14 protein-coding genes are annotated in these 18,452 nt (G+C 51.1%); 8 read left to right on the top strand and 6 right to left on the bottom strand.

Annotated elements, in window-relative coordinates:
• Nucleotides 1–73 precede the first annotated feature (73 nt).
• Entirely contained in the window at nt 74–1,081 is a 1,008-nt protein-coding gene (locus tag FH603_RS29160; RefSeq protein ID WP_186741819.1) for a transposase, read from the top strand.
• Between the two features lie 56 nt (nt 1,082–1,137).
• Here FH603_RS29160 and ung read toward each other — a convergent pair whose 3' ends face one another.
• Nucleotides 1,138–1,803, bottom strand: coding sequence for a uracil-DNA glycosylase (gene ung, locus FH603_RS25935; protein WP_186741817.1), 666 nt, complete (start codon nt 1,801–1,803; stop codon nt 1,138–1,140).
• 146 nt (nt 1,804–1,949) lie between these two features.
• Here ung and apaG point away from each other — a divergent pair, with 146 nt between their 5' ends.
• The 3 genes from apaG to FH603_RS25920 all read left to right on the top strand — a co-directional run bounded on the left by apaG (nt 1,950) and on the right by FH603_RS25920 (nt 4,690).
• Complete coding sequence (apaG, locus tag FH603_RS25930) at nt 1,950–2,336, top strand: Co2+/Mg2+ efflux protein ApaG (protein WP_186741814.1); 387 nt, start codon at nt 1,950–1,952, stop codon at nt 2,334–2,336.
• An 80-nt stretch (nt 2,337–2,416) separates the two neighbouring features.
• The gene (locus FH603_RS25925; RefSeq protein WP_186741812.1) at nt 2,417–3,196 is read left to right on the top strand and encodes an O-methyltransferase; all 780 of its coding nucleotides are present in this window, start codon (nt 2,417–2,419) and stop codon (nt 3,194–3,196) included.
• 132 nt (nt 3,197–3,328) lie between these two features.
• Nucleotides 3,329–4,690: a monooxygenase gene (locus FH603_RS25920; protein ID WP_186741810.1), complete on the top strand. Its 1,362-nt coding sequence runs from the start codon at nt 3,329–3,331 to the stop codon at nt 4,688–4,690.
• A gap of 116 nt (nt 4,691–4,806) precedes the next feature.
• On the opposite strand, the gene FH603_RS25915 is transcribed toward FH603_RS25920, so the two are convergent.
• Nucleotides 4,807–6,990 carry a DEAD/DEAH box helicase gene (locus tag FH603_RS25915; protein WP_186741808.1) on the bottom strand — a complete coding sequence of 728 codons (2,184 nt, stop codon included), beginning with the start codon at nt 6,988–6,990 and terminating at the stop codon, nt 4,807–4,809.
• Nucleotides 6,991–7,528: 538 nt separating this feature from the next.
• Between FH603_RS25915 and FH603_RS25910 the strand changes: the two genes are divergently transcribed.
• Nucleotides 7,529–7,756: a DUF2905 domain-containing protein gene (locus FH603_RS25910; RefSeq protein ID WP_186741805.1), complete on the top strand. Its 228-nt coding sequence runs from the start codon at nt 7,529–7,531 to the stop codon at nt 7,754–7,756.
• On the opposite strand, the gene FH603_RS25905 is transcribed toward FH603_RS25910, so the two are convergent.
• Together FH603_RS25905 and FH603_RS25900 are read right to left on the bottom strand one after the other, a co-directional pair.
• Nucleotides 7,728–9,299, bottom strand: a complete 1,572-nt coding sequence (locus tag FH603_RS25905) for a hypothetical protein (RefSeq protein WP_186741803.1) — start codon at nt 9,297–9,299, stop codon at nt 7,728–7,730. The genes FH603_RS25910 and FH603_RS25905 overlap by 29 nt on opposite strands.
• 90 nt (nt 9,300–9,389) lie before the next feature.
• Nucleotides 9,390–10,199, bottom strand: coding sequence for a TIM barrel protein (locus FH603_RS25900; protein ID WP_186741801.1), 810 nt, complete (start codon nt 10,197–10,199; stop codon nt 9,390–9,392).
• Nucleotides 10,200–10,484: 285 nt separating this feature from the next.
• On the opposite strand from FH603_RS25900, the gene fbaA reads away from it, so the two are divergent.
• The 3 genes from fbaA (at nt 10,485) to FH603_RS25885 (ending at nt 16,485) form a co-directional block, all read left to right on the top strand.
• Nucleotides 10,485–11,564 carry a class II fructose-bisphosphate aldolase gene (gene fbaA / locus FH603_RS25895; protein ID WP_186741799.1) on the top strand — a complete coding sequence of 360 codons (1,080 nt, stop codon included), beginning with the start codon at nt 10,485–10,487 and terminating at the stop codon, nt 11,562–11,564.
• A 498-nt stretch (nt 11,565–12,062) separates the two neighbouring features.
• Nucleotides 12,063–15,365, top strand: coding sequence for an efflux RND transporter permease subunit (locus tag FH603_RS25890; RefSeq protein ID WP_186741797.1), 3,303 nt, complete (start codon nt 12,063–12,065; stop codon nt 15,363–15,365).
• Nucleotides 15,349–16,485 (top strand): efflux RND transporter periplasmic adaptor subunit, encoded by a 1,137-nt coding sequence (locus FH603_RS25885; RefSeq protein WP_186741795.1) that lies wholly within the window; start codon nt 15,349–15,351, stop codon nt 16,483–16,485. The genes FH603_RS25890 and FH603_RS25885 overlap by 17 nt, the downstream gene beginning before the upstream one ends.
• Nucleotides 16,486–16,758: 273 nt before the next feature.
• On the opposite strand, the gene FH603_RS25880 is transcribed toward FH603_RS25885, so the two are convergent.
• The gene (locus tag FH603_RS25880; protein ID WP_186741793.1) at nt 16,759–17,334 is read right to left on the bottom strand and encodes an imm11 family protein; all 576 of its coding nucleotides are present in this window, start codon (nt 17,332–17,334) and stop codon (nt 16,759–16,761) included.
• A 248-nt stretch (nt 17,335–17,582) separates the two neighbouring features.
• Nucleotides 17,583–18,149 (bottom strand): hypothetical protein, encoded by a 567-nt coding sequence (locus tag FH603_RS25875; protein WP_186741791.1) that lies wholly within the window; start codon nt 18,147–18,149, stop codon nt 17,583–17,585.
• Nucleotides 18,150–18,452 lie beyond the last annotated feature (303 nt).

Raw genomic sequence — 18,452 nt, 5'->3', positions numbered from 1 at the left:
TGATCAATGCGGTCCGTAACAAGCTAATTCATCGCGTGTATGCAGTGGTTAGACGCGGGGAAAAATATGACAAATTTTATTCCCTTTCCATTGCATAGACCATAGAAATCCGCCCGGCCTCGATTGGGCCGTTTATACCCAACAAGGGGTGCAACTCAGCACCCACACGCCCAACACCCTGATGGGTATCAAGACCGCTTTAGCCCAGTTTAAAGCACTGCCTGGCTGGAACCCCAAACGGGCCGTTTTTTGCATGGAACATACTGGCATCTACAACGCCCACCTGTTGGACTTACTTGACCAACAAAAACTAGTGATCTGGCTGGAATCATCCTTGCAAATCAAACAGGCTGGTGGGATGCAACGGGGCAAAACCGATAAAATTGATGCTCAGCGGATTGCCCAATACGCCTATCGTTTCCGCGACCAAATGTGCCTATGGCAGCCGCCACGCGAGATTATTCAGAAACTGGCTTTTCTGAGTGCCACCCGTCAGCGGCTCAATCAAGCCTATAATCTGCTGGCTGTTCCGGTAGCTGAGCAGGAAACGTTCATCAGCAAATCGTTGCAAAAGACGCTCAAAGGTAATGTCAAAAAGTCGCTCACGGCTCTCCAAGAAGAACAAAAAGTCGTTGAACAACAGATCAAGGACCTCATTCAGACCGACGCTCGGCTGAAGGAATTGTTCGATCTGATGGTCTCCGTACCAGGCATTGGGCCTGTAATTGCGACGGAACTGTTAATAGCCACTAATGAGATGCAGACTATCAGCGATCCTAAAAAGTTGGCTTGCCATGCCGGTGTTGCTCCCTTCGAGTACCGTTCGGGCACGAGTATTCGTGGTAAAACTAGGGTGAGCCACCAGGCCCGAAAGCGGCTGAAATCCTTGATTCACATGGGCACCATGTCGGCTATCCAAGTCAAAGGCGATCTTCAGGACTACTACCTACGAAAAATAGGTGAGGGCAAGCATACGATGCTGGTGTTGAATGCAGTTCGTAATAAGCTGATCCACCGGGTTTGTTCGGTTGTTCGTCGGGGTGAAAAATATGACAAAAATTATACGATAGCCCTTGCTTAACCCATAGAAATCGGTGCGGTCAGCCACTTACCGACTCTCCGACTTATAGACTAATTTTACCATTCTATCGGGGGAAGTCCCTGGCCAATGAGGTAGTCGTTAGCCTGACTGAAGTGCTTGTTACCGAACCAGCCTCCCCACTGGGCGGCCATTGGGGAGGGGTGTTTCGATTTGAGGACCAGGTGTTTCTTACTATCGATAACCGCCCCCTTTTTCTGCGCATAGGCCCCCCAGAGCATGAATACGACATGCTCTTTACTGTCTGAAATGAGTCGGATAACTTCATCGGTGAACGTCTCCCAGCCTTTCCCCTGGTGAGAGCCTGCCTGTCCTGCCCGTACGGTAAGGGTTGAGTTGAGCAGCATGACCCCCTGTGTAGCCCATCGTTCGAGATTCCCTGACTTGGGTACTGGTTTTCCCAGGTCGTCCTGTATCTCCTTGAAAATATTGACGAGTGAAGGGGGCTTGGTAATACCATCAGCTACGGAAAAAGCCAGCCCGTTGGCCTGCCCGTCGCCGTGGTAGGGATCCTGACCCAGAATTACGACACGCGCATCGTCGAAACGGCATTGATCAAATGCATTGAAGATTAGTTTACCTGGTGGATATACCCGTTGTGTACTATATTCCTGCCGCAGAAATTCGGCTAGCTGGGTAAAATAAGGTTTGTCGAACTCAGCTTGCAGATAGGGTTGCCAGGATTCGGCGATGGAAACTTTCATAAAAAGGAACTGATAGAAGTTATAGAGCATTATAGGCTCTCAAACGCCGGAATCCACTCCCAGAAAATTTTTTTGAGAGTGGTCCTTGCGTTACAAAACTTAACAACCTAATTTTCGTTCTAAGGTTGCCAAACGACACTAAATTTATGGTTTCGTCAGTCACAGAGGGCGTGAAGGTAAGTGTGAAAATCGAGTACCAATCGGACTACTCCAGTCCATTGCAAGCACATTATGTGTTTACGTACCGAATCACGATTGAGAATGCCAGCGACTACACCATACAGTTGCTAAGGCGTCATTGGACCATCTTCGACTCCAACGGTACTATCCGTGAGGTGGAGGGAGAAGGCGTCGTCGGGCTTCAGCCAGTGCTGGAACCGGGTGAGATCCACGAATACGTGTCAGGGTGTAACCTGCGTTCGAGCATGGGTAAAATGGCCGGAACGTATCTCGTAGAGCGTATCATCGACGGTAAACAGGTCCGGGTGAACATCCCCGAATTTACCATGGTCGTACCATACCGATTAAATTAATCGCGTCCACGCGTTCATATGCCCGGTTTTGTGCCCTGAGGGGCCAACTGTAAACCCGGCACAACACAACTACCACCAGTTTGCTGCTTGCTTATTTTCGCTATTTGAGTCGCGCCCGCGACGAACATTCGCTCCACTCTCCTTTTTTGTTCTCGCTATACACCCGCATCGTTCGAACCGACAATCGCCGGGAGCCCTTTTTTGCGCCCATTCGTGCCCTTCGTAAAACAATGCGCCGGAACCGCGAACGTATTGTTATCACCGACTTTGGCGCAGGGTCTAAAGTGAATGCCGCGCGGCAACGAACCATTGGCGATATTGCCCGGAATTCGCAAAAGCCATCCCGGTTCGGTCGACTCCTTTTTCGATTGATCCGTCATTTCCATGCCAAAACAGTCGTTGATCTGGGTACATCGCTGGGCCTGACAACCGCTTACCTCGCCGAAGCGACACGCGAGTATCAGGGACGCGTAGTCACGTTTGAAGGATGTCCTGAAACAGCTGCGGTGGCCCGGCAGAATTTTGAGTACCTGGGTCTTCAGAACGTGACCATTGTCGTGGGTAATATCAATGAAACACTGCCCCAGACAATGGCAGCACTGGATGTGATCGACTTTGCTTTCTTCGATGCCAATCACCGGTACGAGCCCACAGTGCGTTATTTCGAGACCTGCCTGGCGAAAAAGCACAACGATACCGTTTTCGTGTTTGACGACATCCACTGGTCCGACGAAATGGAGCAGGCCTGGGCGTATATCCGTAACCATCCATCCGTCAGCGTTACGGTCGACCTGTTCTGGGTAGGCCTGGTGTTTTTCCGGCACGAGCAGCCAAAGCAGGACTTTGTGCTCCAGTTTTAGAGTCTCCAGCCAAGGGGCCAAGGGTCTACGACCGGGCCGCCGGACCGCGCTGGCAGGGCTAACAGTGCGGTCTATGCCGATTGTCGCTGAATTTTCGTTAATTTTCCATACGCGTTTCTTCCAAACTAACGTATGAACCTCTTGACTTCTAGTCGTTTCGTCGCTGGTATCATTGTCCTGTCGCTGCTTCATTTGACGGCCTGCCAGAAAACCGCTACTGATACAACCGATCCAGCCGCGCTGTCGTCGTTCGATCTGATGCAACAAAAAATTCTGACACCTTCCTGTGCTACCGCAGGATGTCACGCGTCGGAGCGTGATCCCTCGTTTGCGCAGCATGGACTAGTCCTGGCAGAAGGGGTGGCCTATCAAAATCTGGTGGGCATAGATCCCAAAAATGGTGACGCCCGGACCGATGGATTGAAGCGGGTAAAGGCGTTTGCCTCGCTGGAGAGCCTGCTTTACTATAAATTAGACATAACGGCCAGTCACCACAGCGGAAGAGAGTATGGCAACCCAATGCCCATGGGTGGTGAACTTCTGTCGGACGGGAAAATCGAGTTTGTCCGGCGCTGGATCGAAGCAGGTGCACCCAGGCAGAGCGCCGTGGCCGATGCGGCTCTGCTGGACGATGAGACGGTAACCGTAGCAGATTACGTACCCTTACCCGTACCTTCTGCTGGAACGGGCGTACAGTTACGGATCGCGCCGTTCGACATTCAGCCAAACTTCGAGCGGGAGCTATTTACGAGAAAGTCGGTCGGAAACGCGCAGGATGTATACGTAAATCGCTTTGCTATCAAAATGCGGAGTGGCAGTCACCATTTTATTGCTTACAACTTCAGGGACAAGAGTCTGTTGCCCGGCCTGAACGATGTACGTGACCTGCGCAATGCCGATAATTCGATGAATTTTCTGACGGTGCTCTCGATGGCGAACCACGTATTTCTGGCTGGTTCTCAGGCACAACAGCAGGACTATACGTTTCCGGAAGGAGCCGCTCTGTTGATTCCGGCAGGTACATCGCTCGACCTGAACGTACACTATGTCAATAAAACGAACGCTGTGATGAAGGGCGAAGCGCAGATCAATCTGTATACAGTCGATAAATCAACGGTACAGCGGGTTGTTCAGACGCTTGACCTGGGCAACTCAAATCTGGCGATTCCGGCAAATAACCGCGTAACCCTATCCAAATCATTTGTCTTCGATAAGCCGCGCAAGGTGCTGGCGTTGACGTCGCATATGCATAAACTGGGCGAAAAATTTGTCATCAGGCTAAACGGTGGGACGCGCCATGGCGAAGTTGTTTACACCTCCACTGACTGGGAACATCCTGACATCATCACGTTTAAAACACCCCTCGACGTCAAAGCGGGAGAAGGATTGACGTCTGAAATTACCTACAATAATACAACGAGCAAAGCTGTACGCTTCGGCCTGACCAGCGAAGACGAGATGGGAATCATCTTCGGGTATTATTATGAAGAGTAAAAAGTAGTCAATAAGTCAGTAAGTCGAAGAGTCGGTAAGTGGCTGACGCGCAAGCAAAACTCGCGCGTCAGCCACTTACCGACTCTTCGACTTACTGACTTATTGACTACTTTAAATTACCGTGCGATTTCGATGCTCACCCGGCGACCTTTGATGGTATTGCCTTCCATCGCGTCGACAACGCGTTTGGCAACGTCTTTCGGTACGTCAACGTAGGTGTGCTTGTCGAAGATATCGATGCTACCAATGGTGTTGCCTGGAATGTTAGCTTCGCCGGCAATGGCACCCACGATATCGCCGGGGCGTACATAGTCCTTGCGGCCAATGCTTACCATCAGGCGGGTCATGTTGGCGTCACTCTCACGGGGCACACGCTTCTCATCGCGTTCGAAATACGGCTTTTTGTCGCCAAAAGCCGGGCGCTCTGTACGACCACCGCGGTCACCGTAGGCTGGCCGATCGCGGTCTGACCCGAAGCGGGAATTGCCCCGATCGCCATAGGCTGGGCGCTCATCACGACCACCACCCCGACGGTCTTCATAGCGGCTTGGTCCGCGCTCGTTACGGTCGCGGCCCGTTGCTGGCCGACGGTCGTCTTCGAGTGCCAGATTCTGATCGGCAAATTCATTCTTTTCGAGGCCCATGCTGCGCTTCACCAGGGCGGCTACGATCTGTTCGGTCGTAAAGCCTGTATGGTGTAGCTGCGTCAGCAGGTCGTCATAGAGATTAAGGTCTTTGCTTTCTGTAATCGTCTGTTGTAACTGCTCGATGAAACGCGCCTTACGAACACCAACGATGTCTTCAAAAGAAGGAATAACACCTTTATCCACCCGAACTTTGGTGTACGCCTGAATTTCGCGGAAACGATATTTCTCATCGCGACCCACCATCGAGAACGCACGGCCTGATTTGCCCGCGCGACCTGTCCGGCCGATGCGGTGTACATAATATTCTTCGTCGAGCGGAATGTCGAAGTTGATAACGGCGTCGACATCGTCAACGTCGATACCACGGGCGGCTACGTCGGTAGCAACCAGAATGCTGGTCGTACCCGAGCGGAACTTGCCCATAACGGTGCTACGCTGCGACTGACGCAGATCGCCGTGCAGACCCTCGGCCTGGTATCCCCGGCCCTGGAGGTCTTCAACGATCTCGTCTACTTTGCGCTTGGTATTACAGAATACGAGCAACAGTTTCAGGTCGTACATGTCGATCAAGCGACACATAACCTCCACTTTCGCTTTCGGTTTCACTTCGAAATAAACCTGTTCGATATTCGTGTTGGTCAGCTCTTTCTTAACGACCTTCACCAATACGGGATCTTTCTGGAATTTCTGGGTGATCTGCAGGATCGGCTTCGACATCGTTGCCGAGAACAGAATCGTCTGCCGCTCTTCGGGCATCTCCGACAGGATGTTCTCAATGTCTTCCCGGAAGCCCATGTCCAGCATTTCGTCGGCTTCGTCAAGAATCATCATCTTCACGTTGCCGAGTTTGAGCGTGTTCCGCTCCATATGGTCCATAACACGACCGGGTGTGCCGATTACGATATGAACGCCCGTCTTGAGCGACCGGATCTGGCGCTCGATAGAGTCACCTCCGTAGATAGCCTCGGTCCGTACACCCCGTTTGTATTTCGCGAGTTTCTTGATTTCTTCCGATACCTGCACCGCCAGTTCGCGGGTAGGACAGAGGATAAGTACCTGCACACTGCGGTCCTGAACATCGATCAGGTCCAGCGCCGGAATACCAAACGCTGCTGTTTTGCCGGTACCTGTCTGCGCTTGTCCGATCACATCACGACCAGCCAGAATTGGCGGGATAGCTTCGGCCTGAATGGGCGATGGGCTAGTGAAACCCATGTCCGTAACAGCTTGCAGCAACTCGTCGGAGATGTCGAGATCAGAGAATAAAATCTGGTTGGGATCGGCAACTTTAGCGGTCGTATCGGCAGTAGACTGCTCGGCCGTATCGGCTACCGAAGCTTGTGGCGTAATGGCAGGAAGCGGTTCGTCAGCAACAACGATAACTTCATCCACGATAGCTTCAACTGTTTCGTCGGTTACCGACGCTTCTGTAGGAGCTACATCGGTTGTTTCAGCGGCCGCTTTGGCTGCCTTCTTCTTCGTAGCTTTTACGGGTTTGGGTTCATCGTCTGAAAGCTCCATAGCGGCAACTTCCTGTTTGGCGGCTTCCGTTGAGGTGCCAGCGCTGGCAGCCATATCAGCGGCCACTTGTTCAATCTGGTCGAGGGTCAGGACACCGTCCTGCGCATCGCCTTTGGTTTTTTTCGTTTTCATTAACTTGGAAAATAAAGAATAAACTCTCCAAGCGAAGACGAGTGTATGCCTGTGAACGGCGCGATAATGCAGGAATTGCCCAACGAATGATTGCCCAAAACGACCCACCAAGGCCCAACCTCCCTAACCTATCCAATAGGGAGAAGACAATATATTTGAATGACTATTAGCCCACGCGCCAGGTCCCGCTCACGGCGGGACGTCCACACAGAAACCCATCTGAACATCCGTACTGGTATGTCATACCGGACTCTGTCATACCTAACTCAGCGTGTAAATAAAGGAGAGAGACAGAGATGCGACGGATGCCGCTTGTAAATCTGGTGCAAAACTACGAAAATTTATTCACTAAATCAAGCCTGTATTATAAATAAATTGTTTTCACCCTTACTAGTTTGTAAGTATCAGACAAAGCAACCGTCAGATACAGAACTGTTTACTGTGAATTCAGGTATGTTGGAGCCGTACTATTAATTGTACATTAACTTTATTGAGCATAGACTAAAACCAATTGATCTATTGCCCGCGTTCATAACCTATGAATCCTGCATTTGGTAAATACATCATGCTCATCGGGGCCGCTCTGGTCCTGATTGGGGCAGTCATATTCTTCCTTGGCGATAAGCTGACCTGGCTGGGGCGGTTACCGGGCGACATCCGGGTCGTCGGCAAGAGTGGGGGTGGCTTTTACTTTCCAATCGTGACCTGTATTGCCATCAGCGTATTGCTGAACCTGCTTATCGGTCTGATCCGGCGCTTTTTTTAGTAGTAGCGCTGGCAGGTTTATCGGTCAGTGACTCAGCGCTGTAGGTAAGCTTGTTCAGGTAGAAAACCTCGCGCTGATTGGTCATGTTCTTCGAAGGAGCAATCTTCTGAAAACCGCAGGCCAGAAAGTGACGGTCATACCAGGCCATGAGGTTATCCTGAGCCGAAAACGTTACCTTCTCATCGTCGACGCTCGTCTTGAGCTTGAATTTTTCGGTTTCTTTCAGAACCTTGTTCCCCTGAATCACTTCTGTATTGATTTCACCTTCATTGGGATAGGCCAGCACGATGCGGTCGCCCTGTTGCGATAGCTGCACCATTTCGGTCAGATCGGGGCTTAGCAGCTCCTTGATTGGCAGGCAGTTGTCCCACAGCAGGTTGCCTTTTCTATCGAACCCGCAAACGAATGCATGGGTATACCGAAATCCTTCGTACCGATCGGCTCCGCGGAGGTAACCGCCATAGGCAAGGGTATTGCCCCGGTACTGCGGGTAGTAGACTTCGGCCACGAGGGTGAGCCCGTCGGCGGTTGGTTTCAGGTCGTGGACCAGCAGCCGATACCGAAACTTATAGTCCTTTCCTTCTTCCTTCTTCTTTTTGGCCTTCGCCAGGAGCTTTTGCTGCCGGTGTGGTTTCAGGTAATTGAAGAAGTTCTGAAGCTGAGAAAACTCAAAATACTGCATGTTGTTAATCGCATCCGCTGAAACATCGGCGGTGGGGTCCCCGTGTTTGATGCGGGTCACATAAACGCCCTGTGAGTAAGGGGTGCAGTCGGTAGAGTAGTTGCCAACCAGTAATGACTCGTGATCATCGACAGGCAACAGTTTACCGGAAATGATGCTGTTCTGTGCGCCATCGAAGTCAACCGTTCGGAGCAGTTTGCTGTCATAATTGTAGGTCCGTATCGAAAAACGGCAGCGACGCCGAGAGGAGTGAACCAGTACATTGACTTCGCTGCGGGCTTCGTCGATTTCCAGACTACTGATCTCCATGTGATTGACATACATGCCGGGTAGCACTTTTGCAGTGCCATCGAAGAATGAATAGGCCATAACCACCGGGCGACCGTGGTGGTAGCCACCGACATAGGCCTGGCCACCCAGCACTTTGAATTGCTGAATATCGAACTGATCGAGCAACGTTCCTTCGAACGATTCGACAACACCGTCTTCCAGGTGAAGCCTGACAAACTGGAACTTGTTCGTGTCATACTCCCGGAAGAGGTGGTAAACGTACCGGTCGTTGTCAAATGTCTGGATTGCCCGATATTTGGTATCCTGTTTGAACGTCGTCTGCCAAAGCGGTTTCAGATCGATGTCATACTTCTTGAAAACAAATACTGCGGGGGTGTTATCGTAAAAACCACCCGTTCGGATCGTCATCAGGACGCCCCGTTCGGCCAGGGGCGTTACGTCGAACGCTTCGGCCTGATTGGGGTCGGAGGGGATTTCAAGCCGGAGCGACTGAGCCAGCTGGGCACAAGCGGGCGTGTGCAGGGCGAAGCTCAGCAGCAACAGGGGCCATATGGATCGAATACGAAACATTGTATACCAAAAGTACAACTATTCGGTGGGTGGATTGCAAGCCGGATACTGGATAAACACCACTCATTTTTCCTCGTAACGTGGGCAAAACTATACCTGCCAGCGTTGCTTCAGGTAGTCTTTCATGAACACGTTGATGTCCCACTGGCTGGCTACGGGCTGGTTCGTGTAGGGTAGGGTCGGCAGATAACCCGGTGCCGGGCCAAATTCGCAGGTAACGGTCAGCGTCGGGGCGTTGGCCTGGAGCAATCGTTTGCGAATGGCATCCCACCAGACCGCGTGTGTTTCGAGGGCCGCTTTCCACTCAGGCGCGCGTGGGTCCGACACCTGCGGGGCTTCGGGTTGCCCAACGCGGCAGTGAATGTGGTCGCTCACGGCAATGGCACGGGTCACGTTTTCGGCCTGGTCGTCGAGGTACGATTCCGCTACGTTGACCCAGTGGGAGTAGTCGGCTGTCAGGCGCAGTTCGGGAATCTTCAGGAGGTAGTACTGAATAGCGGGCGCGCTGTAGGAGAAGCGACCTCGGTGCGTTTCGTGCAGGATACGAACCCCCGTCTGCTTCTCTACCGAGGTGGCGATCTGAATCAGTTCAGTGTTTTGCTCGAAGGTGAAGTAGTCGTGGCCGGTATGGCTGTTGATGAACAGCGGCTTGTAGGCGGCAATGTCCAGCAGGTCGTCGTGGAATTTCTTCTTGTGTTCGCTGAAGACTTTTCCCCCGCCAAAGGCCATCAGGATCAGTTCGAGCCCGTTGTCGTGGGTGACCTGCACCGCTTCGTTACGTTTATCGGGACCGGCAGCGATTTCCATGCCGTCGTAGCCGGCGGCTTTAACGCGTTTGGCGGCATCGGTGTAGGAGAGGGTTTCCATGCCCCAGAGCGGGCAGAAGAACAGAGTTTTCATGGGTATTCAGGGAGAAGGATTGGGTGCAAAGTAGGGAGAAAAGGAACGTCTGACAAGCTTACTGCCGGTTATATAAGGCTGACGAAAATGAGGGCACCAATGCAGGCCATCAGGTTGTTATATAGGGGAAGAGTTCGAAAGTGAAACCGGTTTACGGAGGAGGGGTAGCAATATTCCGCGAATATCCCCAATTTTACCAACCGGAACCGGATCGTATTGCCAAACACATTTTTGGTAAAAAATATCTTTGACGAATCCAATAATCAACCGTTTTGTGCCCTAATTATGAGCGAAGTAGCCACCCGATTCAGCCCCGGTGTTATAACCGGCGAAGGCGTCACCGAAATTTTCCGCCACGCTAACGAAAATGATTACGCCCTTCCCGCCGTCAATGTCGTCGGTACGGACTCGGTCAATGCCGTACTCGAAACGGCCCGCGCCGTTAACTCGCCGGTAATCGTACAGTTCTCCAACGGGGGCGGTATTTTTTATGCCGGAAAAAGCCTGCCTAATGACAAACAGCAAGCGGCCATTGCCGGATCGATTTCGGGCGCGCTGCACGTTCATCGTGTTGCTGAATTGTATAACGTACCTGTCATCCTGCACACTGACCACTGCGCCAAGAAACTCCTGCCCTGGATCGATGGCCTGCTGACGGCTGGCGAGCAGCATTTTGAGCAAACCGGCAAGCCGCTGTACTCGTCGCACATGCTCGACCTGTCGGAAGAGCCAATCGAAGAGAACATCGAAATCTGTTCTAAATACTTCGAGCGGATGGCCAAAATTGGCATGACGCTCGAAATTGAACTGGGTGTAACGGGTGGTGAAGAAGATGGCGTCGACAATACCGACGTTGATGATTCCAAGCTATACACCCAGCCTTCGGAAGTGGCCTATGCCTACGAAGAGCTGAGCAAAATTTCGCCGAACTTCACCATTGCCGCTGCTTTCGGTAACGTACACGGCGTTTATAAGCCGGGTAACGTGAAACTGTCGCCGATCATCCTCGACAATTCGCAGAAGTATATCCAGGAGCATTATGGAACGGGTCCGCTGCCGGTGAACTTCGTATTCCACGGTGGATCGGGTTCGAGCCGCGAGGAGATCCGTGAAGCAATCCGCTACGGTGCCGTGAAGATGAACCTCGACACCGACATGCAATGGGCGATGTGGGAAGGTATCCTGAAGTACTACCAATCGAAGGAAGGCTATCTGCAATCGCAGCTGGGCAGCCCCGATGGACCAGACTCGCCAAACAAAAAATACTACGATCCACGCGTGTGGCTGCGTAAAGGCGAAGAAAGCATGGTACAGCGCCTGAAAATTGCGTTCGAAGATCTGAACTGCATCAACCGGCTGGCCTAGTTTCCAGCGTGATTACTAGTAATTGGGGTAACTGATTGTGTTCTGGCAATCGGTTACCCCGATTCGTTTTATACGAGCGGTCTGTTAACTTTTGTTTATGACCGGCTGATAGGTCGGCTACTCGGTCTTTTTTAACTGATTATTCCATGTGTCAGGCAGACTACTACAGTAGGTTTGACTAAAATAGACCTTGCTTATTCGCTCACGTTTCCAAAACAAACAGGCGTGTTCGGTCCCTGAGTGATTCTACTCAGACCCATTTTGCCGTACGATCGGCCTGCGTTGAAGTTAGCCGAAAAAACTCGGTAGGTGAAGCCAAAGCTCATTTACATCGTCCGTCAAAATCGTTAGATTTCAGGTGTATATGTCATTCTATATGATGTATTGCTGAAAAAATTGGCTTTTGATAATCGCGTCTTCTTGTTTTAAGAAAAAAGAAGAGCAAGCAGGGCCAACCGGCTGGTTGAGCGAGGCTTTCCAAGGAATTTTTTATCGAATATGAATCTAATACGATCAGCGTTACGCAAGCCAATAACAGTTCTGGTATTAGTCGCTAGCCTATTTTTCTTCGGTATAAGTGCAGTCCGTACCATCAAGATCGACATATTCCCAAACCTTAACTTACCGGTCATTTACATTTCGCAACCGTTTGGTGGGTACACACCCAACCAGATGGAGTCGTTTTTCGGTAAGCAATACGTCAATCTGTTGCTCTACGTGTCGGGCGTAAAGAGCATAGAAACCAAGAACATTCAGGGCCTGACGCTTCTCAAATTATCGTTCTACGAAGGTACGAACATGGCGCAGGCGGCCGCCGAGGTGTCGGCCTACTCAAACCGGGCGCAGGCCATTTTCCCGCCCGGATCGCAGCCGCCCTTTATCCTTCGTTTCGATGCATCGACGCTGCCCGTGGGCCAGTTGGTACTGAGCAGTCCCATCCGTTCCAACAACGAACTACAGGATCTGGCGAACGTCTACGTCCGATCGGGGTTCAGCTCCATTCCCGGCCTGGTGGCACCCGCTCCCTTTGGCGGTAACTCCCGGACCATCGTGATCAAAGCGGACCCGTCACTGATGCGTTCGCACAACCTGACCCCCGACCAACTGGTTGCGGCCCTCCGCGTAAACAACCAGGCCAGTCCGGCTGGTAACGTCCGCATTGGCGATCTAAACTACTTCACGCCTGCCAACACGTCCGTTAAAACACTCAAGGATTTTGAGAACATCCCGCTCTACACGGGCACGGTTCAGAACCTGTTTCTGAAAGATGTAGCCACCATCGAGGACGGGGCCGATATCACGGCGGGCTACGTGCTGGTCAACGGGAAGCGCTCGGTTTACCTGCCGATCACCAAATCGTCTGACGCGTCGACCTGGGAGGTGGTGCAGAACCTGAAGGCGGCACTGCCCCGGTTCCAGGCCCTGCTGCCCGAAGACGTGAAGCTGACCTATACCTTCGACCAGTCGGTTTATGTGATCAACGCGGTTGAAAGTCTTATGACCGAGGGGGCCATTGGCGCTATCCTGACGGGCCTGATGGTGTTGCTTTTCCTGGGCGACGCGCGGGGGGCGCTGATCGTTATCATCACCATTCCAACCTGTATCATTTCCGGCGTTCTGTTCCTGTCGCTGCTGGGGCAGACCATCAATATCATGACCCTGAGCGGCCTCTCGCTGGCCATTGGGATTCTGGTCGATGAGTCGACGGTGACGATCGAGAATATTCACCAGCATATGGACATGGGCAAACCCAAGGTGCTGGCGATCTGGGACGCCTGTAAGGAGATTGCTTTCTCCAAGCTCCTGATCCTGTTCTGTATCCTGGCCGTGTTTGCGCCTGCCTTCACCATGACGGGCATTCCCGGTGCGCTGTTCCTGCCGCTGGCGCTGGCCATCTCGTTTTCGATGATCACGTCCTATGTGATGGCGCAGACGCTGGTGCCCGTGCTGGCCAACTGGATGATGAAAGAGCACAAGCACGTCAGCAACGGGCAGCACATACCAAAACCAAAAAGCCGGATCCGGCGCTTGCTTCGTCTGAGCAGCAAGTCAAACGGTCGTGACGATAGAGCCGCGCTGCTGCGGGAAAAAGAGATTCTGGCCAACCGGGAAGACCTCGACAACGATGGGAAGATTAACTTTTTCGAGCGGTTACGGGCGCGGTTCAACCGCTTCATTGCCCGTACTATTCCGCACCGCAAGCCCATCGTACTGATTTATGTAGTCGGCGCTATGGGACTGGCGCTGCTCCTGATTCTGTCGATTGGTCGCGACGTGTTGCCGAAGGTGAACGGCGAGCAGTTTCAGGTTCGCCTGCGCGCACCCGATGGAACCCGGCTCGAAAAGACCGAGACAACCATGCTCAAAGCCATTGACGTGCTCTACGGACTGGTGGGCCGAGAGAATGTGGAGATCACGTCGGCGATGGTGGGGATGCACGGTTCGCAGTTTTCAACCAGCCCGATCTATCTCTTTATGGCTGGCCCGCAGGAGGGCGTTTTGCAGGTGAGTCTCAAATCCGATTACGATACCGACCTCGATCAATTGAAAGATCGGTTCAGAGCGCGGGTAAAAGAAGCGTTGCCGGGTATAAAACTGTCGTTCGAACCGATTGAATTGACCGACAAGATCCTGAGTCAGGGATCGCCAACGCCTATTGAAGTGAAACTGTCGGGCAAGAATAAGAAACAGAACGAGGAGTACGCCAACAAAGTAATTGCCAAGCTGAACGAAATCCCTTACCTGCGCGACGTGCAGATTGGTCAGTCGACCAAATACCCAACCATCGACGTCACCATCGACCGTACCCGCGCATCCCAGTTGGGGACCGACATATCGGCCATTTCCCGTTCGCTGATCGCGTCGACATCTTCCTCCCGACTAACGGAGAAAAGTGTGTGGATCGACCCAAAATCGGGACAGAGTTACAGCGTTCAGGTTCAGGTGCCCGAAAATCAGATGGCCAGTGTCAGCGATCTGGGCGAGATACCGATCCTGCCCAACACCAACCGCCCGGTATTGAGCGATGTTGCTACGTTACAAAAAGGCACGACCAACGGCGAGAACGACAACCTGGGCGCGATCCCGGTACTGTCGGTGACGGCGAACCTGAACGATATGGATTTAGGAACGGCGGCTACCGATGTGCAGAAAGCCATCGATTCATTGGGCGAGCCTCCACGCGGGCTGACGATCAACATGCAGGGGCTGACCCAGGTATTGATCGAGACGCTCAATAGCCTGCAAAATGGGTTGCTGGTGGCTATCGTGGTTATCTTTCTGATGCTGGCGGCTAACTTTCAATCATTTAAAGTGTCACTGGTGGTACTGTGTACCGTACCGGCTGTACTGGTTGGTTCGCTGGCGTTGCTGATGCTTACCGGCTCTACGCTCAACCTCCAGTCGTATATGGGTATGATTATGTCGGTGGGCGTCTCTATCTCCAACGCGGTGCTACTGGTCACGAACGCCGAAGAACTGCGCATGCGGAACGGCGACGCGCTGTTGTCGGCCAAAGAAGCGGCATCGGTACGGATACGCCCCATTCTGATGACCAGCGTTGCCATGGTCGTCGGGATGATTCCTATGGCGTCGGGTCTGGGTGAAGGCGGTTCGCAGGCGGCTCCGCTGGGTCGCGCCGTTATTGGTGGCCTGATTGCGTCGACGTTTGCGGCCCTGTTCATTCTGCCGCTGGTGTTTGCCTGGGTGCAGGAGAAAACCTCTACCGACTCGGTATCGCTGGATCCTGAAGACAAAGACAGTAAATTCTACATTCCTTCCCCCTATGAATCGGCTAACTGATAAAATTTCCTATAGCTTACTTACGATTTTCGGTAGCCTGCTTCTGCTTAGTACGTTACCGGGTTGTCACTCATCGGCGGGTAAGGAAGGCGAGAAGGAAGAGCCCAAAGCGAAAGCGGTGGAGGCCCCGGCAGCGGTGGAAATAGTTAGTTTGCAACGTGGTAAACTGACATCGTCCCTACAGGTACCCGGCGAACTGGTTGCGTTTCGGGACGTGGATATCTACGCGAAGGTGAGTGGCTATATTAAGACATTGAATGTCGATATCGGCTCCGAAGTAAAGCAGGGTCAGTTACTGGCTCTGGCCGAAGCGCCTGAACTCAGTTCGCAATTATCCTCGGCCGAGTCGAAGCTGAAAGCACAGGAAGCGCTTTCCATTGCCAGCCGGGCGAACTATGAGCGTATTCTGGAAGCCAGCAAATTCTCCGGGGCCGTGTCGAAAAACGACGTCGACCAGGCCCTCGCCAAACGGAACGCCGACAACGCCCAACTCGAAGCGGCAAAATCAGCCTATCGGGAAGTGGCTAACTTAAAGCAATACTTACAAATTCGTGCGCCGTTCAACGGTATTATCAGTGCTCGTAATGCCAGCACGGGTGCCTATATCGGACCGGCGGGTAAAGGGTCTGAGTTTCCGCTGTTCGTGCTGACCGAGCAGAAACGGCTACGGCTGGTCATATCGATTCCCGAAGCGTATACGGGCTACGTCAATTTGAATAACCAGGTGAACTTTAACGTCAAAGCGTTCCCGGATCAGAAATTTACGGGTCAGGTAAAACGCCAGTCGGGCGCGCTCGATAAACGACTCCGTTCGGAGCGGGTAGAAGTTGATGTGATTAACAATGACAAAAAGCTCCTGCCCGGCATGATTGCCGAAGTGACGATCCCAATGCCAACGAAGGACAACACCCTGATTGCGCCCAAATCAGCCGTTGTCAACTCGTCGACGGGTGTGTTCGTGATCCGGGTAAAAGACAATAAAGCCGAATGGGTACCGGTGAAGCGGGGTCTGGAGGCCGACGAAAAGGTCGAGCTGTTTGGCCCCCTAACTGAAGGCGATAAACTGATCAAGACGGCCAGCGAAGAGATTCGGGATGGTGCAGCGGTGCGTGTGAAATGAGGGTTAATGTAGAGACGAAATACATTACGTCTCATCCGTCCGGATGGTTTAAGCTGACGCGAGTTAGATGCAACGGTAGGGCTTGGCGATGTGGCGGCATTTGAAAATCGTCAGCCCGTAACCGTAGCTAAATTTATAATTAAAAGTTCATTGTTTATTCTATTGCTCAATGTTATTCGTCCGCTGGAACTGAAGCCCAATAACGAACAGAAAGTCGAGAATATATTCGTCGCCCCGCCATATTGCCAAACCGCAAGTTACCTGCCGTTAATTTCATGATAGTCGTCCTGCTGTATGAATTTTGTAAAAATAAAGTCTTGTACAATCCGACTTTTTTATGTCTTTCCGAACAATGTCATGAACACAAAGCGAAACGCCCAATTTTTTTGAATTAAATATTAATCGGTCTCCAATTTTTTCTAAGTCAAATCTTTTTTTAATAGCGTGGTCTGTGCCTTGAACAAATGTCGAATGTTGATAGTCCAAGAAGTCAGGTTTGTGAAACAAATACAGTATTGAATAGTCGTAAGTAATTCCGTCTAAGTCAGTCACCTTTGCTGGAAACCACTTTGGATTATCAATACCTAGTAAGTATTTCTCTATTGTCGTTCGTAAACTGTCAGAGAAGAGTAGAAAGCCACAACTATTAAACTGATAGTCACCTATCTGTCCTGAAAATCTCCCTGGGTTAATTTTGAACTTTAAGGGTTCTGTCAGAATGAAGCTTATATCTTTATTCTCAAAATAATCCCAATGAATATCTGCGTCTTCTGGGTCAGCATTACCGACCTTAGATTTTTCGTCTCCGGTCAAGTAGTAATATTTTTCAAAGGTTCGTTCTATCGTCATTTTAATGGCAGGTAACGTTTTGGGGCTTAGCGAAGTGGGGGATTTAGAAGAACAAATCGGGGTCGCCCGTGCGATTCAATTTAGCACCGCTTTGGCGGTTCGATTCTGCCCCATCTTGCCACACCCCTGATAGCGATTCCTTGTTTTTTCTCGTTTCTCATGCAGTAGCTAATTACCTCCCTCCTTACGTTTAAAGTCCGTGATAGTCAACAAAGCATATATGTGAACGTATCTCATAATTTATTTACTTAGCAACCGCCTTTGCGAGGTGCTCGTTTATATATTAGTTTACTATCTCGTTCTACATAGTCGCCCGCTACTATCGGGTATGAGTACTTGGGTGCGTGTGATACGCTATGGCTTTTTATAATTATTTTGTCGTTAACTTTCAGGCTATGTAATTGCTCAAATTCATTGTTAAAATTCAAACTATTCTTGTCAGACTTTTCTGATCCAAAAGCAAGAATATAATCGCCACCACTCATCCTTACCATCACTCCGAAACCTAATCTTGAGCCTGGCGGAAGAGAAAGTGAGGTTACAACTCCCTCCATATTGGTATAATTCCTTATGGACTTCCTTATATTAGCTTCACCGGCATACACTTTTTTACCTGCGGGAGACGCTTCCCATTTTTTGTACAGTATACCATCAGGGGTAGCCTCCCATTTTTTCAATGCAGCTTTCCTTTCAGCTGCAGAGAGAGGCTTTGGGATTGACTTTTTAGAAGTTACATTTTTAATTTCACGATTAGCAAATACCAGTCCGCTTACCACAACCAGCGGTAAGATCAGCGCATAAATGATTTTTTTCATAGTTCTGTTTTTTTTTGTTGAAGCAAAGGTATTTGTTCGGTGTAACTAATTGCAAGTTAGGGTTGTAAAACGATGTAAAGGAAATGTAAAAGTTTACGTAGACAATGAGTATGTAAAGGGAGTCAGATTTGGAGAAACATATTTTCAGCAAAATATCTGATAGAAACTTATTTATACCTCTACAATAGTACTGGGTCGTGACGTAACCGTGGACTCTTCGTCTTTATTGCATGGTAACACTCGTCGTCTCATGCCGCTACTGTGGCAACCAAGATGCCGTTCGGCGCAAAGGGCTCAGCACCA

Source organism: Spirosoma utsteinense, assembly GCF_014282275.1.
GTDB classification, from domain to species: domain Bacteria; phylum Bacteroidota; class Bacteroidia; order Cytophagales; family Spirosomataceae; genus Spirosoma; species Spirosoma utsteinense.
Note: the sequence above shows the minus strand (reverse complement) of the source record. Positions and strands in the feature narration are given on the sequence as shown.